The following is a 21,505-nucleotide window of genomic DNA, read 5'->3' on the forward strand; positions in this document are numbered from 1 at the left end:
AGACGTGGATGGCCGCAACAAGTGCGGCCATGACGGGTGTGCTAGACGGGCCTCAGCGCATGATCCACCGCCGCAATGGCGTGGATTGTCGTCGTATCGAACAGCGGCACGGCGCTGTCCTCGTCCTTCACCAGCAGCATGATCTCGGTGCAGCCGAGGATGACGCATTGCGCGCCGCGCTCGATCAGGCGGGCGATGATGTCGCGATAGGCCTGACGGGATTCCGGCCTGACCTGCCCAAGCACCAGTTCCTTATAGATGATCTCGTGCACGATCCGGCGGTCGTCCTCGTCCGGCACCAGAACGTCGAGACCGTGGCGCTGCTGCAGACGGCCTTTGTAGAAATCCTGCTCCATGGTGAAGGCCGTGCCGAGGAGACCAACGCGCTCGAAGCCCGCCGCCCTGATCTTCTCGGCCGTGGGGTCGGCGATGTGGAGCAGCGGGATGCCAACCGCCGACGAGATAGCATCCGCCAGGCGGTGCATGGTGTTGGTGCACACCACGATGAAATCGGCTCCGCCGCGCTCCAGCCGGAGTGCCGCGTCCTTCATCAATTCGGCAAGCTTCTCCCATTCACCGTCGTGCTGAAGTCGTTTGATCTCTTCGAAATCGAAGGACCACATCAGGCATTGCGCCGAATGCACCCCGCCGAGCCGCCGGTTCGTCTCCTGATTGACAATGCGGTAATACTCGGCCGAGCTCTCCCAGCTCATACCGCCGATAAGTCCGATGGTCTGCATGTTGGGCTCTAAAGATTCGGAGTGTAGGGCGCGCGGCTGCTCGCCAGCGCGTCGGCGAGAAGATCGAGCCTGTCCTGGCCCCAGAACACCTCACCCTCGAGCACATAGGCCGGAGAGCCGAAGACATCGGCGGCAATCGCATTCTCGAGGTTGAGGGCATAAATCGCCTCGGTGGTGCTGCCGGTGGCCACATCCATCAGCGAGGATGAGTCGAAACCGGCCTGCTCCGCCAACTCGGTGAGAACCAGCGGATCGCCCAAGTTGCGCTCCTCCTCCCACACGGCTGCGTAAGCGCGGCGCAGGAAGGCATCGGGGTTCTTGCCGGTGGCATTGATGGCGATCACAAAGCGGTCGGCCAGGTTCACGTCGAAGGGCCAGTGCTTCGGAGTGATGTTGAAGGAAAGGCCGCGCTTTTCGCGCCAGCGCTGCAACTCCAGGATCCTGTAGCGTTGCCGGGCCGGATGGCGCTGGGCGAGCGGCAGGCCGCCGGTTTCAGCAAAGACCCGGCCCAGGAAAACCGGCTTGTAGTTGACCTCGGCGCCATGCCTCTGGACGATGTCCATGAAGGGCGCATGGCCGATATAGGCCCAGGGGCTCACGAGGGAGAAGTAGTAGTCGATGATGCGGGGCATGGGCTCGATTCGAGGTTGATGGGCCTTGAGCGGCGATGCTCCAGCTTGGACCATCAGGCCGCGCTCTTCAATGTCTCTTCTGCCCTGAGAAAGGCCTCGACCTCGGGGGCGGCCGCCGGTGCCTTGGCCTCGATGCCGATCTCGGCCAGCAGGCGATCCATGGAAACGAAGCGCCTCTGCTTGCGGTCATAGAGCCCGGCCCGCACGAGGGCGATGGCGTTGAGAACAGGACTACCGTCCTTGGCCTGCGACATCACGCGATGCTCCATCACCACATGGCTGTCGGACCAAGTGAGGATGCGGGTCTCCAGAGTGAAGGCGCGAAACGGCCTCAGCTCGCGCCGGAACCGGATCTGCGCGGAGCCCACCACGGGCACCCAGCCCTTCTTGAGGATAGGCCGCCACAGGCCTGAGCGGATCATCATGTCGGTGCGCCCGAGATCCATGAGCGTCCAGTAGCGCCCGTTGTTCATGTGCAGCGATGTATCGAGATCATGCGGCCACACGCGAAAGGCGAGGCGCGACACGTCCCGCACCGGATCGAGCCTCAGTCGAGCAAACGAGGCGATGATCAGGTGAAGGAGGCGCAGCCACAGGTTCATGACATGCCAATCCCGGTCTGGCGCTGGAACAGCATGAGATCGAGGGCTGGCGACTCGCGGCCGAGGCCCGTCAGCAGGCAATGGACCTGCCCGCGATGGTGTGTCTGGTGGTTGAAGAAATGCATCAGCGCCGGTGCCAGAGGCTGCTCGACATCTTTCGGGTTCGTGATCGTCCGGTAGCGGAAGCGCCCCGCGAGATCGGCATCGGACAGGCGGTCGATATAAGCGACGATCCGCGCATCCTCCTTCTCGCGCGCAGCACGCAACTCGGCGAAGCTTTCGAAGAGGATGGCGTCGAGGCGGTTCGGCGCCTCGCCCTCGCCCGTGAACCGCCTCATCCAGATGCGGTCGGCAACGAGGATATGATTGAGGGTGCCGTGCACCGATTTGAAGAACGCCCCGCGATCCGCGCGGTAATCCGCCTCGGACAATTGCGCGGCAACCTCATAAAGGCGCTCGTTGCACCAGGCATTGTAGCCCGCCATCATGGCGAAGTGCTGTTTCATAAGGCTCCCTCGTTTCCGGAAGCGGCACCATATCGTCATCCCGGACGAAGCGCAGCGCAGATCCGGGATCGCTTCAAGAATGTGGCGCCATTCTCGTCCGGCGATCCCGGGTTCTGCTGCGCAGAGCCCCGGGATGACGATTGATGTTAAGCCGCCTTCTTGGCGGCCGCCCGTCCGTAGAAGGTCTCGCCACTGGCTGCCATGTCGACAAGCAGCTGCGGCGGCGAGAAGCGGTCGCCGTGCTTGGCCTGCAGCTTCCGGCACAATTCCACGAAGGCTTTCGCGCCCATGAAGTCGATGTAGGACAACGCGCCGCCCGTATAGGGCGCGAAGCCGAAGCCGAGGATCGAGCCCACATCCGCCTCGCGCGGATCGGTGACAACGCCTTCCTCGACCGTGCGGGCCGCCTCCAGCGCCTGCGTGACGAGCAGGCGTTGCTTCAACTCGTCCATGTCGATGAGTTCGGCCGCCGCCGTATCCACCTGCAGATCCCTCAATCCGGGCCAGAGACGCTTCTGCCCGCCTTCCGGATAATCGTAGAAGCCTTTCCGGTTCTTGCGGCCGAAGCGGCCTTCCTTCTCCACCAGCGTGGTGAGCAGTTGCTCCTGCTCCGGAATGATCGCTGCATCGCCCAGCTGCGCCTTGGTGGCGCGTAGGATCTTGAGGCCGAGATCGACCCCGACCTCGTCGTTGAGCGACAGAGGCCCGACGGGCATGCCCACCTGCTTGCCGGCCTGCTCGATCATCGTGGCCGGCACACCCTCGGTGAGCATCAGATGGCCTTCGAGGATATAGGCGAGCACGCAGCGGTTGGCGAAGAAGCCGCGGGAATCGTTGACAACGATCGGCGTCTTCTTGATCAGGCGCACGTAGTCGAGCGCGGTGGCGAGCGCCTTGTCACCCGTTTCCTTGCCCATGATGATTTCGACCAGCATCATCTTCTCGACCGGCGAGAAGAAGTGGATGCCGATGAACTGACCGGCATTCTTCGACTGCTGGGCCAAGCCTGAGATCGGCAGGGTCGAGGTGTTGGAAGCGAAGATGCAGTCCGGACGGATGGCCGCTTCAACCTTCTGGATCACCTCGGCCTTCACCTTCGGATCCTCGAACACCGCCTCGATGACGAGATCGCAATCCTTCAGATCATTGTAGTCAGCAGACGCGGTGATGCGTGCAAGCAGCGCATCGCGATCCGCCGTCTTGGCGCGGCCCTTCATGATCTGGTCACTCATGAGCTTGTGCGAATGCGCCTTGCCCTTCTCGGCGGCTTCTACATCGCGGTCGATGAGCACGACCTCGAGGCCGGCATTCGCCGTAACATAGGCCACGCTCGCTCCCATGAAGCCCGCGCCGATCACGCCGACCTTCTTGAGGCTTGTGGCCGGCACATTCTTCGGGCGGCGCGCGCCCTTGTTGAGATCCTGCATGGAAATGAAGAGCGTCCGGATCATCGCCGCCGCCTCCTTCGAGCGCAGGATCTTGGCGAACCAGCGCGACTCCACCTTCAAGGCCAGATCCATCGGCAGCTGCAGACCCTGATACACGGATTCCAGAATCGCGCGGATCGCCGGGTAATTGTCCTGCGTCTCGCGGCGGTAGATGGCGTTCGCCGGAGGCCAGATCTGCATGCCAGCGGCGGAAAACACCTTGTTGGAAGGCAGCTTGTAGCCCTTCTGGTCCCAGGGGGCCACGGCCGAACCGCCGTTCTTGATCCAATCCTTGGCTGCCTGCACGATCCCTTCGCGCGGCGCGACGGCATGGACGAGGCCCATGTTGCGCGCCATGAGAGGGCGGATCTGCTCGCCTTTGAACAGCATCTGCAGGGCATCGCCCGTCTGCATGAGGCGCGCCACGCGCTGTGTGCCGCCGGCGCCGGGGAAAAGACCGACCTTTACCTCGGGCAGGCCGACGCGGGTGGAATCCACATCAGACAGCACGCGGAAATGGCAGGCGAGCGCGAGCTCGAAAGCGCCGCCGAGGCACACGCCATGCACGGCCGCCGCAAACGGCTTGCCGCAGGTCTCCAGACGACGATAGAGCAGCGAAAGCTTGCGCGATTCATCGAAGAAGAACTGCATGGCAGCCTCTTCGCCCTTCTGCTTCGCGAGCTTGGCATATTCCATGCCAAGGCCCTGGAGCATGGTGAGGTCCGCGCCGCCCGAGAACGCCTCCTTGCCGGAGGTGATCACGCAGCCCTTGATGGCCTCGTCGCCCGCAACCGTCTCGATGATCTGCTCCAGCTCGCCCATCACCTCGGGGGTGATGACGTTCATGGAACGTCCCGGCATGTCCCAGGTGGCGAGTGCAATGCCGTCGGCATCGGTCTCGAAGCGGAAATTGGTGAAGTTCATCTCGTTCTCCCTCGGACCTCATCCTGAGGAGCAGCGCAGCTGCGTCTCGAAGGATGATCCAGTGTTCACTTGAACCGCATCCTCGCCCTTCGAGACGGCGCTTCGCGCCTCCTCAGGATGAGGATGCTTGCGTTGTGCTTCCTCAAACACGCTCGATGATCGCGGCCGTGCCCATGCCGGCGGCCACGCACAACGTCACGAGAGCCGTCTGCTTGTTGGTGCGCTCCAGCTCGTCAAGCACCGTGCCGAGGATCATGGCCCCGGTGGCGCCAAGCGGATGGCCCATGGCGATGGCGCCGCCATTCACGTTGACCTTCGCCGGATCGAGGTCCATCGCCTGGATGTAGCGCAGCACCACCGATGAGAACGCCTCGTTGATCTCAAAGAGGTCGATGTCGTCCTTCGTCATGCCAGCCTTGCGCAGCGCCAGCTCCGACACGTCGATAGGTCCGGTGAGCATGAGGGCGAGATCGGACCCGATGGAGGCAAAGCCCTTGATGCGCGCGCGCGGCTTCAAGCCAGCCTTCGTGCCGCCCTCCTTGTTGCCGACGAGAACGGCTGCGGCGCCGTCGACGATGCCCGAGGAGTTGCCGGCATGATGCACGTGGTTGACGAACTCCACATCCGGGTGGGCCGCAATCGCCACCGCGTCGAAGCCGCCCATCTCGCCCATCTGCACGAAGGCAGCCTTGAGCTGACCGAGCGACTGCATGTCGGTCTGCGGCCGCATGTGCTCGTCCTTCGCCAGGATCGTGAGGCCGTTGATGTCCTTTACCGGAACGACAGACTTGGCGAACCGCCCTTCGTTCCAGGCCTTTCCGGCGCGCTTCTGCGACTCGACCGCGTAGGCGTCGACATCGTCGCGCGAGAAACCGTACTTCGTAGCGATAAGATCCGCCGAGATGCCCTGCGGCAGGAAGTAGTTGTCGATGGCGATCCCCGGATCGACCGGCCATGCGCCGCCCGACGCGCCCATGCCGATGCGGCTCATGGATTCCACGCCGCCCCCAATGGTGATGTCCTTCATGCCCGACATGACCTGCGCGGCCGCCAGCGCCACCGCATCGAGCCCGGAGGCGCAGAAGCGGTTGATCTGGACGCCCGGAACCTCCTTGCCATAACCGGCCTTCAAGGCTGCCGCACGGGCGATGTCGCCACCGGCCTCGCCGACCGGATCGACGCAGCCGAGCACCACGTCCTCGACCAGCTTGGGATCGAGATCGTTGCGCTTGCGGATGGCGTCCAGCGTCGTGACGGCAAGGTCCACCGCCGGAACCTCGTGCAGCGAACCGTCCGGCTTGCCGCGCCCGCGCGGGGTGCGAACGGCGTCGTAGATATAGGCTTCAGCCATGGAGGCCTCCTGGGTCTCTGTCATCCCGGACGCTAAAAGCGATCCGGGATCGGTATCAGAATAGAGTGCTTTACGCGGCTTGCGACCCCGGCTCTTCGGCCGGGATGACACTTATCATAATCAGAACGCTTCCACCGGCATCGCCATGGTCGTGTCCGAGCCCGTGGTGATGAGAGCCAGACGCGTGGCGGTCTCGGGCATCATGCGCTCCATGAAGAAGCGGCCAGTCAGGAGCTTGGCATCCATCTTCTCGGCGACGCCGTTGCCTTCAGCCTTCTTGCCTTGAGCGGCCTTTGCCATCCGGGCCCACATATAGCCGAGCACCACGAGGCCGAAGAGGTGCATGTAGTCGGTGGCGCCGGCGCCCGCATTGTCGGGCTTCGCCATGGCGTTCTGCATGAACCACATGGTGGCCTGCTGCAGATGGCCGAGGCCCTGCTGCAGCGGGGCGATGTAAGGCTTCAGAGACTCATCGCCAGCATTCTCCTGGCAGAAGGCGCCGACCTCGTTGAAGAAGGTCATGACCGCGCGTCCGCCATCCTTGCCGAGCTTGCGGCCCACGAGGTCCATGGCCTGGATGCCGTTGGCGCCCTCGTAGATCATGGCAATGCGGGCATCGCGCACGAACTGCGACATGCCCCACTCCTCGATATAGCCGTGGCCGCCGAACATCTGCTGTGCCTTCACGGCGTTGTCGAAGCCGAGATCGGTGAGCACACCCTTCGCCACCGGCGTCATGAGGCCCATGTAATCCTCGGCCACCTGACGCTGCGCCTCGTCGGAGGAGCGATGCGCGATATCGCTGTTCAGCCCGGTCCACACGATGAAGGCGCGGCCTGCCTCGTTGAAAGCCTTGATGGACAGGAGCGTGCGGCGCACATCCGGATGCACGATGATCGGATCGGCAGGCTTGTCGGGGAACTTCGCCCCGGTGAGCGAACGGCCCTGGAGACGGTCCTTCGCATAGGCCACGGCGTTCTGGTAGGCGACCTCGGATTGCGCGAGCCCCTGCACGCCCACAGCCAGACGCGCCTCGTTCATCATCACGAACATGGCGTTGAGACCGCGGTTCTCCTGACCGACGAGCCAGCCCCTGGCGCCATCGTAGTTCATGACGGCGGTGGCGTTGCCGTGAATGCCCATCTTGTGCTCGAGCGATCCGCAGGAGACGCCGTTGCGCTCACCGAGCGAGCCATCCTGGTTCACGAGAACCTTCGGCACCACGAAGAGCGAGATGCCCTTGGTGCCTTGAGGCGCACCCTCGATGCGGGCGAGCACCAGATGGACGATGTTCTCCGCCATGTCATGCTCGCCGGCGGAGATGAAGATCTTGGTGCCGGAAATGGCGTAGGAGCCGTCGCCGTTCGGCACGGCCTTGGTCTTGAGCAGCCCGAGATCCGTGCCGCAATGAGGCTCGGTGAGGTTCATGGTGCCGGTCCATGTGCCCTCAATCATCTTCGGCAGATAGGTCTTCTTCTGCTCCTCGGTGCCGTGCTCGATGAGCGCCGCAATCGCTCCTTGCGTCAGGCCCGGATACATGCCGAGCGCCAGGTTCGACGAGGAGACGAATTCCTGCATGATGGTGTTGAGGACTGAAGGAAGCCCCTGCCCGCCGAACTCCTCGGGCGCGGCCAGACCCATCCAGCCCCCGGCGGCGTAGGCCTCGTAAGCTTGCCTGAAGCCCTTGGGCGTGGTCACCGAACCGTCCGGGTTGCGGGTGCAGCCTTCCTGGTCGCCTGAGAGGTTGAGGGGCGCAAACACCTCCTCGCAGAGCTTGGCGCCCTCGGCCAGGATCGCCTCTGCCGTATCGGATGTCGCATCGGCGAACCCCGGCAGGTTGTTGTAGCGCTCAATCGGAAACACGTCGTTTAAAAGGAACATGACGTCTTCGACGGGGGCCTTGTAGACCGGCATTCGGATGTCTCCCAGATCGTTTGCCGGCCTAATCTTCCCATGCGGAAGCGCGCCAGCCAAGCAGATAGTTCACATATAAACTATCCGACCGTATTTGGAAGAGGCGGGGCGTTAAATCTTTCGAGGGAGGACGGCGATGAGCCTCCCGGCAGGAAAGCCCAAGGGTCGTTCCCGAGCCTTCCCTTCGCGATCACACGCGGGCAAAAGAAAAGCCCTCCGGCATCGAGGCGTGCAGCCTGATGCCGGAGGGCTTGTTGCGAAGGCTCGTTGAGAGCGCGAGGATCAGGCGGCGGCAGCCATGCCGGCGCGGCGGGCCTGGAGCTCGGCCAGGGCTTCCTCGATTTCCTTCTTCTGCTGCTCCAGATGCAGGATCTGGTCCTCGATCTGGTCGAGGGACAGCTTGAGGTTCATGGCCGGGCCGTTGCCGGAGCGCTCCTCGGCCAGCATGGCGCGGATCTCGGTCAGGGTGAAGCCGAGCTGCTTGCCCTTGAGGATCACCGAAAGGCGCTCACGGTCGCGGGCATCGTAAATCCGGGCGGTTCCGTCCCGGCGTGGGGACAGGAGGCCGCGATCCTCGTAGAAACGCAGGGTGCGGAGGGTCACGCCGAACTCGCGTGCGAGATCGCCGATCGTGTACTGCTTTGCACCCTCTGCTGCATCTCCAGCTTTGGCGCCGATTGCGTATTGGTCCATGGAAGGCCCCGTCATCTCATTGTTCTCGGCTCAGTGCCCAGCGCACCTCCCCTTTGGTAACGAAATGATATAACATATAATTCAACAGATGCAAGAGTATAACAGATATTCGGTGCCGATGGGGCAGAAGAACCCGCTCTCTGCGGCATGACGCAAGGGAATATTCTGCCTTCCAAATGAGCAATTGCCCTCAAACCCCCTCCATTTAACGGGTTTTTTACTACGCTCGACGAAAGCTGCGCTGGCAGATGAAGGGTTTGGAGGTGGCGTGATTCGCCTCGTCTCCGGTGCTCTTCGTTCGCCAGGCGGAGATCGGCACGGGGCCTCCATCCGCCTTGAGAGGTTTCAGCGTATCCCCGCGAGTCCATGATGAGACGACACGTCCCCTCAAGACCTGACGACCTCGAGCTGGCCATGGCCGCGGCACGCCGGGCCGACTTGAGCCTTGAGGAATGGGCCGCGGCCATTCTGGCCGGGCAGGACGACGAGCACGTTCCCTCCTATCGGCCCAAAGCCCGCCGGACTTCCACGGGCGATCTCGACAACCTGATTGCCCGGATGTCCTTTGCGCCGCGCCCGCAGCCGAAGAAGGATTACGAAGCGCTCATGGCCGCCATCGCGACCGAGAGCGAGCGGCAGGCGCAGGATCAGGCCTCGCGAACGGCCATCGCCCTGGAGTCGATGGCAAGCTGGATCGAGCAGGCCGAAACCCGCCTCAACGATGCCGCCCGCACCTCAACGGATCAGCAGGAGCGCATCGCGGCCATCCTGACCCAGGCCCTGGCATCCCTGAAGGAGCGCCTCGACATGGTTGAGCGCCGGGTCTCCTCCGAACAGGCTGCTCCGCCCCGCATCGAATTCCCCATGGAGGAGGCGCTCAAGGCGCTCGCCCCCGTGTCCGAGACCCTGTCCGGCCTGCGGACCGACATGTCCCGGCTCGCCGCGCGCCTGGAGCAGCCGAACACGGATTTCACCCCAGCCGTTGAAACGATCCGCTCTGAGATCGACACGCTCCGGTTCGGCATGGAGCATCTGGCGACCCGCAACGAAATCGCCGCCCTGGGCGCGTCTCTCGGCTCCATGGCCAAGGATCTCGAGCAGGGACCGACAACCAAGGATCTGCACACCCTCGCCGGCTCGATGAGTGTTCTCTACGAAGAGGTCCAGACCCTCTCCGAGCGGGTCAATCATGAATTGCATCAGAGCCTCGGACTCGGCATCGATCGCATCACCGACAAGATCGACCGCATGGCCGAGGCGGGCATTGACCGCTCGGTGATTGATTTCCTGAGCAGCCAGATCGTGGACCTGCGCCAGGACCTGGCGAGCCGGGCCGCCCCGCAGCAGATGGACCGGCTCTCCGGCGAAGTCGAAGCACTCGGCAGGCAGATCGCCGAACTCCGCCTGCATCAGGTGGGCAAGAGCGATTTCACCGCTCTGAAGCAGTCCCTCGACGATGTCTGCTCGGCCCTCTATGTGACCGCCACGGCCCAGGACACGAGCAGGGTTCCGGAACTGCTGGAAAGCGTGGACCGCCGCCTCGATCTCCTCGTCCGGCGTCCGGACCCGAAGCCCGCCGATCTCGCACCGATCAGCGAGCAGCTGGCGCTCCTGACCGAACGCATGGCGGGCCTGTCCGGCAGCCGCTCCCCTGAGGGCAACGCGGCAGCCGAGCGCGAGGCGCTCTCCCAAAATCCTCTCCTGGAGCCTCTCCTGGAGCGGTTCGACCGGATAGAGCAGGAGCTGCGCCAGCTCGGCCAGCACTCCGATACGGCCAGCGTGGCCGAGATGCTCCGCTCCATCGAGGAAAAGCTAGAACGCACGCCCTCCCCGCCAGCGGGCTTCGAGGCCCTGGAGCGGCAGGTCGCGGCCCTTGCGGAGCGCATCGAATCCGCACCTGGGGAACCGATCCATCAAGCCTTGGTGGAAGCCACAGGTCACCTGAAGAACCTGCAGAACGAGGCTGCCGGGATCGCTGAACGGGCGGCCAAGGCCGTGGTGAACGACATCCGTTCAGCCTTGCCGGATACGGGCGACCTGGACAATCTCAAGCATGGCTTCGTCGAGCTGAAAGCCCTGCATACGCGCTCGGACAGGAAAACCCAGGAAACTCTGAAGTCGGTTCACGAAGCCCTGGAGGCCCTGGCGTCCCGCCTGCCGGGCCACGCTGCTCCGGCGGGCGCAACCGTCTCCCAGCCCGAGCCAGCCTCTACACCGCTGCCGCCGGCAGACCGTCTCGAGGCGGCCGTGCGCAAGCTTCATACGGTGACCCTGTCCCGGATCGAGGAGACCGCGCTGCAAGTCTCCGACACGCGTGTGCACGATTTGAAGCCTGCAGAGGCCACCCTCCTTGCAGCCTCGGACGAAGATCGCGGCCATGTGCGGGCAAGCTTCATTGCGGCGGCACGAAGGGCCGCTCAGATTGCGGAGCCGGAATTCGTCGAACCCGTATCCCTGTCCCAAGGACAGGAGGCAGGCCTCTCCAGTGAAGAGCAGGACGGAGACACCGATGCGGCCGCACAGCTGCCATCGCTCTTCGAGCGCCTGCGCCGGACCCTGGACAGCCACCGACGCCCTCTCCTTCTGGGGCTCGCCTTCCTGGTTCTTGCAGCCGGCACCGCTCAGATCCTGTCCGGAGGCCACACCGTCTCATCCTCCGCATCGGCGAGCGCCCCGCAGGCGATCCGCGCTCCCGAGGCGGAAGCTCGTGGCATGCCAGCCGCTCCTGCGGCAAAACAGGATTTGAGCCTGTTCCAGCCCTCAAGCCTTGCCGCGCAATCCTCGACCCCGGCGCCGCTGGCGGCAGGCAGGTTCCTGGTGGACCCAGCAACCATTGGCGACATCCCGGCAGAGGTTCCAGCGGGCTTACGGCAGGCGGCCCTGTCGGGGGATGCGGCGGCCCTCTACGAGATCGGGGCTCGTCTGACCGAGGGACGCGGCATGGTCGAGGATGCGGCGGCGGCCGTCCGCCTCTTCGAGCGCGCCTCCCAGGCAGGGCTTCCTCCGGCCCAGGAGCGTCTTGCCGGGATGTTCGAAAAAGGCCTCGGGGTCGGGCGCGATCTCAAGCAGGCCGTCTCCTGGTATGAGCGGGCGGCCCAGGGCGGCCATGTTCGCGCCATGCACAATCTCGCGACCCTGCTCGCCTCCGGGGCCCATGCTAAGCCAGACTATGTCACGGCCCTGCGCTGGTACACGGAGGCCGCAGAGGCGGGCTTTCGCGACAGCCAGTTCAACACGGGCCTGCTTCTCACCCGCGGCATTGGCTCGAAGCCCAACCTGCCCGGTGCTTTCCAGTGGTTTTCCGTTGCAGCCGCTCAGGGTGATGCGGAGGCCGCCCGGAAGCGTGACGAGCTGGCGGCTCGGCTTACCCCTGCCGATCTGAAGAACGCCAAAGCCGCCGCCGATCAATGGCGCCCGCGCGCCGTGGACCCGATTGCGAACGAGCCGCCGGCCGCCATCCCCGAATGGACGGCCGCCCTGGATCGATCTTCGCCCGACAGGAGTTGAAGGCAGGCAGGCTCTGTCATCTTCCGTTCAGAACATGACCGTTACATCGCCTGCATGATGCTGTAACAACGATGTGGCTGCACCGGCCATAGGGGAACCGGGTTGCAAATCTATTTGCCTATCGCTGAAATGCCTGTGAGCGTTCTTCTCATCCTCGGGATGGGTGCGGCGGTGGGCTTCATTTCCGGCCTTTTCGGCATCGGCGGCGGCTTCCTCATGACGCCGCTTCTGATCTTCCTCGGCATTCCCCCGGCAGTGGCCGTGGCAACCCAATCGGCCCAGATCGTCGCCTCCTCCACCACCAGCGTGCTCGGCGCGTTGAGACGCAACGCCCTCGATCACAAGCTCGGCGCCATCCTGGTGGCCGGCGGCTTCGTCGGGTCCGCGCTCGGCGTCTGGTTCTTTGCGGCCGCGCGCCGGGCCGGGCAGCTCGATCTCGTCATCGTCATCTCCTACGTGACGCTCTTCACCATCGTCGGCAGCCTGATGCTGAAGGAAAGCATCCGGGAGTTCTGGCACCGGCGCAAGGGCGGCACGGTGCGCTTGCGGCGCAAGGCGGGCGAGCATGCGCCCTATCTCGGCTGGCCCCTGCGCATGCGCTTCTACCGCTCCAAGCTCTATGTGAGCGTCATCCCGATCCTCGGGCTCTCGCTCTTCATCGGCTTTGCCGGCGCGCTCCTCGGCATCGGCGGCGGCTTCATCGTGGTGCCGGCGCTTCTCTATGTCTTCCGCGTGCCCACCACCGTCGTCGTGGGCACGTCCCAGTTCCAGATCGTCTGCACCACCCTCGTGGCCCTCATCCTCCACGCAGTCACCAATCAGGCAGTCGACATGGTGCTGGCGATCCTCCTCATCGTCGGCGGCGTCTTCGGCGCTCAGTTCGGAGCCCGGATGGGACGCCATCTGCGGGCGGAGCTGTTCCGCTTCCTGCTCGCGCTCCTGCTGCTAGCCGTGGGCCTGCGCTTCGGCCTCGAACTGGTGCTGAAGCCGGAGGAGCCGTTCTCCATCTCGGTTCAGGAGGTGCGCTCATGAGGGCGCTCGGCCCCCTCCTGTTCCTGGTGGCGAGCCTTGCTCCCGCTCAGGCCGAGACCCTGATCACGTCGCTGTCGAACCACAGGGTGCTGATCAACTCCAACTATACCGGCACGCAGATCGCCGTGTTCGGCGCCATCGAACGCGACGCCCAGACGGTCGCCCGCGCCACCGGCTACGACGTGGTGGTGACGGTCCGCGGCCCGCGCCAGTTCCTGACCGTGCGCGAGAGAGAGCGGCTCGGCCCCGTCTGGATCAACCAGGAACAGCAGAAGTTCCCATCGGTGCCGGCCTATATCAGCGTGATGACCTCCCGGCCGATTGCGGAGATCACAAGCGACCAGCTGCGCCAGCGGCAGAAGGTCGGCCTTGAGGCCATCATCAACGCCAACGACTTCACCTATGCCCGCGACGGCGCGGACAAGCCATTCCGCGAGGCGCTGCACCGTCTGAAGGCGCAGGAAGGCCTTTATCTCGAAGACGAGCGCGGCGTGACGTTCCTGACCCCGAGCATCTTCCGCGCCGGCATTCCGCTGCCGGCCACAGCCCCGCCCGGCAATTACGATGTGGATGTGACGCTGTTTGCCGACACCGTGATCCTGGCGCGCACGTCCACGGATTTCGAGCTGGTCAAGACGGGATTCGAGGAGCGGATCGGCGTCGTGGCCCGCGACTGGTCGCTGTTCTACGGCCTCGCCACGGCCGTGATCGCCATCTTCTTCGGCTGGCTCGCCAACGTGATCTTCCGGCGCGACTGAATAAGCAACAAGGCTCCGCCTTTACAGGCCGGGATCGTCGGGCAATCCTGCTCGCTGCTTGAGGGGACCATGCACGATGATGCTCAAAGCCGGGACGGTTCAGTTTCACCACAGGGCCAATGACAAGGCCTACAACATGTCGGTGGTGGAGCGTTTCACCCAGGAAGCCGCCGAGCGCCAAGTGAAGATCCTGGCCTTTCCCGAAATGTGCCTGACCGGCTACTGGCATGTGCGCAATCTCAGACGTGATCAGCTTGAGGAGCTTGCCGAGCCCGTGCCCTCGGGCGCCTCTACGCAGGCGGTCCTGAGCCTCGCGGCCCGGTACGACATGGCCATCGGCGTCGGCCTGATCGAACGGGCGGAGGACGGGCTTCTCTTCAACACCTACGTGGTCTGCCTGCCCGACGGACAGGTGCACCGGCACCGCAAGCTCCATGCCTTCGAGAGCGACGACATCGCCAGCGGCGACAGCTACACGGTGTTCGACACGCCCTGGGGCGTGAAGGTCGGCGTTCTCATCTGCTGGGACAACAACCTCGTCGAGAATGCCCGCGCGACGGCCCTGCTCGGCGCCGACATCGTCATGGCCCCGCACCAGACCGGCGGCTGCCACTCGCGCAGCCCTCAGGCCATGGGGTTGATCGACCCTGTCCTCTGGGAGAACCGGCACAATGCTCCCGAAGCCATCGAAGCGGAGTTCCGCGGCCCCAAAGGACGCGAGTGGCTGATGCGCTGGCTGCCGGCCCGGGCCCACGACAACGGCTATTTCCTGCTGTTTGCCAACGGGGTCGGCGAGGATGACGGCGAGGTGCGCACCGGCAACGCCATGATCATCGACTGCTATGGGCGGATCATCGCGGAAACCTGGAAAGCCCAGGATGCTTTGGTCGTGGCGGATCTCGACCTCGACCTCCTGCCGCTGGCCACCGGCCGCCGCTGGATCCGCGGTCGGCGCCCGGAGCTCTACGGGCTTCTCACGCAGCTTCAGGGCCATGAACTCGCACCACGGCAGGCGCGGTTTTCGGAGGCACCTGTGGTGAAGACGGTGGAGTAGTACCCCCTCACGTCATGGCCGCACTTGTTGCGGCCATCCACGTCTTTGAACCACGGCGCCATGAAGACGTGGATACCCGGGACAAGCCCGGGCATGACGGCGTTTTAAATGCTTAGTCCCGACAGAGCATAGACTTCGCAATCGCAAAAATCCGCTCCGTGCCGATGAGGTGCGCTGTGAAGCCGGTGGCGAAGAGCGGCTTGAACGCCGCATCGCAGGCATTCAGTCCGCCCGCATAGGCGCCGAGCGCCGGCATCACGCAGCGGCTGCCGTCGGTGAGGAAGCAGCGCCGCCGCGTGGAGCGCCCGCGCATCACCACCTTGCCAACCGGATGCAAGTGGCCTGCGACCTCCGCCTGCTTGCCCGCCGCCGGCTCGTGGCGCAGGGTCAGCGATCCGAGCGCCATCTCCTCCACCACCTGCCCGCCGATGCTGTCGGGGAGGATGCGGTCGTGATTGCCCGTGACCCAGATCCAGTCGCGGCCCTGCTGCACGCCCGAGAGCGTCGTGCGCTCCTCAGTCCCGAGGCGATCCGGTCCGCCGATATCGTGGAAGCTATCGCCAAGCGCAATGACGGTCTTCGGGTTGAAGCGGAACACCGCGTCGGAGAGGGCGAGAAGCGTCTCGCGTGTATCGTAGGGCGGCAGCATCATGCCGCGCCGGGCAAAGGACGAGCCCTTCTCGAAATGGAGATCGGCCACGAGCAAGGCATCGTGGGCTGGCAGATACATCGCCCCCGTCAGGTCGAGCAGCGCCAGCTGACCTTTCAGCTCGATTTCGTGCGTTGTCTGTTTGTTCTTTCGCAATGCCGTCACGCCAAAGCCTCGTCGAGAAGCGCTGCTTCCGCCTCGGCCAGAATCTCGTCCGCGTTGTCGCTATAGACGCGCTCGCGGCCGATCTCCAGCATGACGGACACGCTCAAAGGAGAAACCCGGTCGAGCGGCTTGTGGATGATTCGCCCCCGGATGCGCTCAAGCATCATGCCGAGGCGCCTCACGTCGAGGAGTCCCGTTGCCGCATCCGCCCTGGCGGCGCGCAACAGAACGTGATCGGGCTCGTGCTTGCGCAGCACGTCGTAGACGAGATCGGTGGAAATCGTCACCTGCCGGCCTGTCTTCTTCTCCCCCGGGAACCGGCGCTCGATGAGGCCCGCGATCACCGCGCATTGGCGGAAGGTGCGCTTCATGAGGGAGGATTCCGCCAGCCAATCCTCTAGATCGTCGCCCAGCATGTCCTCGGAGAACAGCTCGTCCAGGAAACCGGGTTCGCGTGCGGCGCGGCCTGCGATGTCGCCCGAGGCATAGACCGCGATGCCGTAATCGTTCGCCACGAAGCCGAGCGGCTTAAGCTTGGCGCGTTCCAGACGGCGGGTGAGCAGCATGCCCAGCGTCTGGTGCGCGAGCCTGCCCTCGAAGGGAAAGCACGTCATGTAGAAGCGGTTACTCCGGGGAAACGTCTCGACCAGAAGATCGCGCGGCCCCGGCACGATGGAGCGGCGGCGCTGCTGCAGCAGCCACTCGGTCATCTGCGGCGGAAGGCGATCCCACTCGAACGGATCGGCGAGGATTGCGCGCACACGGGCCGCGAGAAAGGTCGAGAGCGGGAACTTGCCGCCCTCATAGGACGGGATCATCGGATCGGTGCCTGCGCCCGCGCGGGTGGCCAGCACCTCGTCCTCGGAAATGCCCTCGAAGCGCAGCACCTCGCCGGCGAACAGGAACGTATCGCCTGGCGTCAGCGTCTCGGCGAAATACTCCTCGATCTCGCCGAGAATTCTTCCACGCGGCAGCACGGTGCCGGGGCGCGAGCGCATGGACTTGCCGAGCCGCACCTTGATCATGCTCGACTCGACGATGGTGCCGACATTCAAGCGATATTGCTGCGCCACCCTCGCATCGCGCACGCGCCACAGGCCATCGTTGCCCTTCACGATCTTGGCAAAGCGCTCATAGGCACGAAGCGCATAGCCGCCCGTCGCCACGAAGGCGACACAGGCCTGGAATTCCTCCCATGTCAGTCCCGCATAGGGTGCGGCGGAACGCACCTCCTCGTATAAATCCTCCAGGCCGAAAGGCCCGGCGCAGGCCATGCCGAGGATATGCTGGCACAGCACATCGAGGGCACCGACGCGGGCATCCGGCGTGTCCTGGGCGGCCTCGTGCACCGCATCGAGCGCGGCGCGGCATTCGAGAATCTCGAAGCGGTTCGCCGGCACGAGATAGGCTTCTGAGGGCTCGTCCATGCGATGGTTCGAACGACCGATGCGCTGCATGATGCGGGATGCCCCTTTCGGCGCACCCACATTCACCACGAGATCCACATCACCCCAGTCGATGCCGAGATCGAGCGTCGCCGTGCACACCACCGCCTTGAGCTTGCCCGCCGCCATCGCTTCCTCGACGCGGCGGCGCTGCGAGACGTCGAGGGAACCGTGATGCAGCGCGATGGCGAGATTGTCGTCGTTGAGCTTCCACAGTTCCTGGAACGTGTACTCCGCCTGCAGGCGCGTGTTGACGAAAACCAGTGTGGTCTTGTGCGTGCGGATGAGCCCGTAGATGGAAGGCATCGACAGCGATGCCGTGTGGCCGGCAAGCGGCAGGCGCTCGTCGAGGTCGAGCATGCGGATGTCAGGCTGCGCGCCGCCCTGCACCACGACGAGGTCGGCGAGCGCCTCGTGCCCCATCTCCCCCTTGAGGGGGGAGGTCGCGCCAAGGGCGCGGGAGGGGGTGGGATCCTCCACCTTATCAATGTCGGTGCTGCCACCCCACCCCGACCTGTCGGTCGACCCTCCCCCTCCAGGGGAGGGTGAGTGCTGCGGCGCCAGGTAGCGCCTGAGATCGTCCGGCTCGCGCACCGTCGCCGACAGCCCCACGGCCGTCACCTGCGGGGCGATCGTCATCAGCCGAGCCAAACCCAGCGACAGCAGGTCGCCGCGCTTCGAGGTCACGAGCGAGTGCAGCTCGTCCAGCACCACGCGCCGCAGGTCCTTGAAAAACTCCTGCGCCTCCGCGTGCGCCAGCAGCAGCGCCAGCTGCTCCGGCGTGGTGAGCAGGACGTCCGGCGGGCGCTCGATCTGGCGGGCGCGCTTGTGCGAGGGCGTATCGCCCGTGCGGGTCTCGACATGGATCGGCAGCCCCATCTCGGCTACCGGAATCTCGAGGTTGCGCGCCACGTCGGTGGCGAGCGCCTTCAGGGGCGAGATGTAGAGCGTGTGGAGGCCCCGCTTCTCCTTGAACCCGCGGCTTCCCCGCTCCGAGAGTTCCACAAGGCTCGGCAGGAACCCGGCCAGCGTCTTGCCCGCGCCTGTGGGCGCCACCAGCAGCACAGAGCGCCCTGCCCGCGCCTTGGCAAGCAGGTCCAGCTGGTGTGCCCTCGGCTTCCAGCCGCGGCTCTTGAACCAGTCACGAAAGGTCTTGGGGAGAAGGGTGGGGGGACGTTGGGACATGAGTCCTCAAGATAGGGCTACGGGAATGGTTCCGCTATGGCGGGACGTCGCTCTCAGTGTCATTCCCGGCCGGAGCGCAGCGAAGGGGAAGGGAATCCATAGCGACAGTGCGTGATTGCCGATCCCCTTCCCGGCCTACGGCCGCCGGGGATGACACGGGTGCAGCCTCGGAACATGTGAACGCCCCTATCTGCCCGCTTGCCATCAGGCCCAGGATCGCCTCAGTTCAACCAACGCCAAAAACGATACTCAAGAGGATCAGCGCCATGCCGCACGAGACCCAGTTCCAGAACGCCGTCGCCGTCGTCACCGGGGGCACGCAAGGGGTGGGCGAGGCCATTGCTCGAACCCTGGCCGAGCGGGGCGCCAAAGGCATCGTGATCTGCGGCCGCAACGAGGAGCGCGGGCATGCGGTGGCCCGCGAGATCTCCAACCAGGGCTGCCACACGGAATTCGTGCGCGCCGATCTCGAAAACGTCGAGGAGGCCCGCCAGGTGGCCGCGCGGGCCGACAGCGTCTTCGGGCGCGTCGACGTCCTGGTGAACGCCGCCGGCATCACCGACCGGGGCACCATCTTCGACACCACGCCGGAACTCTTCGACCGCATGTTCGCGGTCAATGTGCGCGCGCCTTTCTTCCTGATGCAGGAGGCCGCCACCATCATGCGGCGCGAAAAGATCGAGGGCACCATGGTCAACATCCTGTCCATGTCGGCCCATGGCGGCCAGCCCTTCATCTCGGCCTATTGCGGCTCGAAGGGAGCGCTTGCGACGCTGACCAAGAATGCCGCTTTCAGCCTCGTGCCCTGGCGCATCCGCGTGAACGGCCTCAACATCGGCTGGATGAACACGCCCGGCGAGGACCGGATCATGAAGACCTATCACGGCGCGCAGGACGGCTGGCTGGAGAAGGCGGCGTCAGAGCAGCCCTTCGGCCGCCTCCTGGATCCGCGCGAGGTCGCCCGCGCCGTGGCATTCCTCACTTCAGCTGAGTCCGGCATGATGACCGGCTCGATCATCGACTTCGATCAATCGGTGATGGGCTGCTACGAAAGCGCGCCGCATCCGTCGAAGCCGGCCGAGTAGACCGCCCCACAAACACGACCTCTTCCTGAACAGCCAGTCGGCCCGTCACCCCCTTTGTCATCACCGGCCTTGTGCCGGTGATCTCGATGCGAAAGGCGCTACGCTCTTCCTGATCGCGATGGCCGGGACAAGCACGGCCATGAAGCAGAAAGATATCGGCGGCTTAGCGCTGCATCACGCACAAAAACCCGGGAACCGGCACACCGCGATCCTCCCGGGTCGAGGCCCGTTCAAAAATCACCACCGTAAAACCAACCGCCTCCGCAAGCTGGCGCACGTAAGCCTCGCTGTGGGCATAGCGCGCATCCGCGCCGAGGATGAAGCCTTCGCCCTCATGGGCCTGCACCGTGAAGGCGAAGAGCCCTTCGCCCTTCAGGACTCGATGCACCTCGCGGAACGCGGAATCGAGCGCCGCCATATAGACGAACACGTCGGCCGCCACCACGAGGTCGGCTTCAGCACTGGCACGACCTGAGAGAAACGCGACGAGCTCACCTTCGTGCAACGCGTCATAGAGCGTGGTCTTCCCAGCTTTCTCCAGCATGCCAGGCGAAAGGTCGACGCCCTCGACGGACGCGCACGATCCGTCGAGGGCCTGCGCCATCAGCCCGGTGCCGCAGCCGAGGTCGAGAGTCGGGCCGAAGCGATACTCCCGCGCCTGCTTGGAGCAGGCACGGCGAAGCGCGTCTGCGATCAGCTCCGGTCCGCGATAAGACAGGCTCTTGGTCAGGTGCTGGTCGAATTTCGGCGCGTAATCGTCGAAAAGCGCCCGCACATAGCCTTCCGTGATGGCCTCATCGGGCGCGAGCGCGCCGAGCCGGGCGAGGTCGAGCCGCACGCCCAGTTCATCGGCGGGCTCCAGGGCAAGCGCCTGGCGGAGAGCGCCCACCGCCTCCTCCTGTACGCCGAGTTCGGCAAGCGAGCGTCCCAGCATGGCATGAGCAGCCGCGAAATCCGGCGCGAGCTCCAGCACCTGCCGGGCGAGATCCGCCGCCGCCTCGAAGTCGCGCTCGTCGAAAGCGGCGCGGGCATATTCGTAGCGGCGGTCGGCGCGAAAGTCGCCGGTGGATCGGGCGGTCGAGGTCGGTGGCATGGCGTGTGGATGCGGGAGAGCGGAGAGGCTGTCAATAACGTGTTCCGCCTAACGCCACTCTCCTGCCATCACTGTCCAAGACGTGCCGGTGTCATCCCCGGCGGCCGTGAGGCCGGGAACGGGATCCATAGTGCTGAGGGTGTAAGTGGATTCCCTTCCCTCGCTACGCTCGCCGGGAATGCCCCTGTTCGTCATCCCGGACTTGTTCCGGGATGCACGTCTTGGAAGCCACGCTGATATAAGACGTGGATGGCCGGGACGAGCCCGGCCATGACGGTGCGGGTGAGGGTGTGTTCTTACTTTGTTCTTGACAATTCTCCTAACCTCGGCTATAGCTAGGGACATCCTCGTCCAATGAGGGGCGCGCTCGCGAGGCGTCGCAAGAGTGGGACGGGGAGCGGTCCTGCCGCAGGCCTCGCACGCCTGTGATCGCAGGGGGCCGATCTGGCATGCCTCCAGGTCCGCTAAAACAAACCGCGCGTGATGAGCAGCTTGGCTCTCACTTCTCACCACCATCCATCGAGCCGGGCTGCGCACCACGCCACCCTCGATTGACCTGACGGCTTGAGGCCACCCGGCCTCAGGCCCGAAGGCGCTGGCTCTTTGACACCCCACCAGCGTCATCCCGGACGGCATAGCCGAGCCGGGATCGCAAGACGAATAAAGCACGGTCATCCCGGGGCTGCGCAGCAGAGCCCGGGATCCAGAACTGCCGACGAGACAGAACGAAGCGCGACGCTGCT

The 21,505-nt window shown here is 64.7% G+C and carries 16 protein-coding genes; 5 read left to right on the top strand and 11 right to left on the bottom strand.

Going from position 1 to position 21,505, the window contains the following annotated elements:
• Positions 1-41: 41 nt before the first annotated feature.
• From JKL45_RS08275 to JKL45_RS08310, 8 genes are all read right to left on the bottom strand, one after another.
• Complete coding sequence (locus tag JKL45_RS08275; protein WP_201860641.1) at positions 42-740, bottom strand: aspartate/glutamate racemase family protein; 699 nt, start codon at positions 738-740, stop codon at positions 42-44.
• 8 nt (positions 741-748) lie between these two features.
• Positions 749-1,372, bottom strand: a complete 624-nt coding sequence (locus JKL45_RS08280) for a 2-hydroxychromene-2-carboxylate isomerase (RefSeq protein WP_201860686.1) — start codon at positions 1,370-1,372, stop codon at positions 749-751.
• Between the two features lie 53 nt (positions 1,373-1,425).
• A complete protein-coding gene (locus JKL45_RS08285) occupies positions 1,426-1,974 on the bottom strand; it encodes a thioesterase family protein (protein ID WP_201860642.1) in 549 nt (182 codons plus the stop codon).
• Positions 1,971-2,480 carry a DinB family protein gene (locus JKL45_RS08290; RefSeq protein WP_201860643.1) on the bottom strand — a complete coding sequence of 170 codons (510 nt, stop codon included), beginning with the start codon at positions 2,478-2,480 and terminating at the stop codon, positions 1,971-1,973. The genes JKL45_RS08285 and JKL45_RS08290 overlap by 4 nt, the downstream gene beginning before the upstream one ends.
• A 146-nt stretch (positions 2,481-2,626) precedes the next feature.
• Complete coding sequence (locus JKL45_RS08295) at positions 2,627-4,831, bottom strand: FAD-dependent oxidoreductase (RefSeq protein WP_201860644.1); 2,205 nt, start codon at positions 4,829-4,831, stop codon at positions 2,627-2,629.
• Positions 4,832-4,973: 142 nt separating this feature from the next.
• Positions 4,974-6,182, bottom strand: coding sequence for an acetyl-CoA C-acetyltransferase (locus tag JKL45_RS08300; RefSeq protein WP_201860645.1), 1,209 nt, complete (start codon positions 6,180-6,182; stop codon positions 4,974-4,976).
• 120 nt (positions 6,183-6,302) lie between these two features.
• Positions 6,303-8,096, bottom strand: coding sequence for an acyl-CoA dehydrogenase C-terminal domain-containing protein (locus tag JKL45_RS08305; RefSeq protein WP_201860646.1), 1,794 nt, complete (start codon positions 8,094-8,096; stop codon positions 6,303-6,305).
• Positions 8,097-8,378: 282 nt separating this feature from the next.
• Entirely contained in the window at positions 8,379-8,789 is a 411-nt protein-coding gene (locus JKL45_RS08310) for a MerR family transcriptional regulator (RefSeq protein ID WP_201860647.1), read from the bottom strand.
• A 414-nt stretch (positions 8,790-9,203) separates the two neighbouring features.
• Here JKL45_RS08310 and JKL45_RS08315 point away from each other — a divergent pair, with 414 nt between their 5' ends.
• The 4 genes from JKL45_RS08315 to JKL45_RS08330 all read left to right on the top strand — a co-directional run bounded on the left by JKL45_RS08315 (position 9,204) and on the right by JKL45_RS08330 (position 15,140).
• On the top strand, positions 9,204-12,296 hold the full coding sequence (locus JKL45_RS08315) for an SEL1-like repeat protein (protein WP_201860648.1): 3,093 nt from the start codon (positions 9,204-9,206) through the stop codon (positions 12,294-12,296).
• 102 nt (positions 12,297-12,398) lie between these two features.
• Positions 12,399-13,328: a sulfite exporter TauE/SafE family protein gene (locus JKL45_RS08320; protein WP_201860649.1), complete on the top strand. Its 930-nt coding sequence runs from the start codon at positions 12,399-12,401 to the stop codon at positions 13,326-13,328.
• The gene (locus JKL45_RS08325) at positions 13,325-14,086 is read left to right on the top strand and encodes a TIGR02186 family protein (protein WP_201860650.1); all 762 of its coding nucleotides are present in this window, start codon (positions 13,325-13,327) and stop codon (positions 14,084-14,086) included. The genes JKL45_RS08320 and JKL45_RS08325 overlap by 4 nt, the downstream gene beginning before the upstream one ends.
• A 76-nt stretch (positions 14,087-14,162) precedes the next feature.
• A complete protein-coding gene (locus JKL45_RS08330) occupies positions 14,163-15,140 on the top strand; it encodes a nitrilase family protein (protein ID WP_201860651.1) in 978 nt (325 codons plus the stop codon).
• A gap of 112 nt (positions 15,141-15,252) precedes the next feature.
• Here JKL45_RS08330 and pdeM read toward each other — a convergent pair whose 3' ends face one another.
• Positions 15,253-15,954 carry a ligase-associated DNA damage response endonuclease PdeM gene (gene pdeM, locus JKL45_RS08335; RefSeq protein WP_201860652.1) on the bottom strand — a complete coding sequence of 234 codons (702 nt, stop codon included), beginning with the start codon at positions 15,952-15,954 and terminating at the stop codon, positions 15,253-15,255.
• On the bottom strand, positions 15,951-18,584 hold the full coding sequence (locus JKL45_RS08340) for a ligase-associated DNA damage response DEXH box helicase (protein WP_201860653.1): 2,634 nt from the start codon (positions 18,582-18,584) through the stop codon (positions 15,951-15,953). Before JKL45_RS08340 ends, pdeM begins: the two co-directional genes overlap by 4 nt.
• A gap of 266 nt (positions 18,585-18,850) precedes the next feature.
• On the opposite strand from JKL45_RS08340, the gene JKL45_RS08345 reads away from it, so the two are divergent.
• The gene (locus JKL45_RS08345) at positions 18,851-19,669 is read left to right on the top strand and encodes an SDR family oxidoreductase (RefSeq protein WP_201860654.1); all 819 of its coding nucleotides are present in this window, start codon (positions 18,851-18,853) and stop codon (positions 19,667-19,669) included.
• A 163-nt stretch (positions 19,670-19,832) separates the two neighbouring features.
• Here JKL45_RS08345 and JKL45_RS08350 read toward each other — a convergent pair whose 3' ends face one another.
• Entirely contained in the window at positions 19,833-20,762 is a 930-nt protein-coding gene (locus JKL45_RS08350; protein WP_201860655.1) for a class I SAM-dependent DNA methyltransferase, read from the bottom strand.
• Positions 20,763-21,505: the final 743 nt, after the last annotated feature.

The organism is Microvirga soli (assembly GCF_016734765.1).
Lineage (GTDB): Bacteria > Pseudomonadota > Alphaproteobacteria > Rhizobiales > Beijerinckiaceae > Microvirga > Microvirga soli.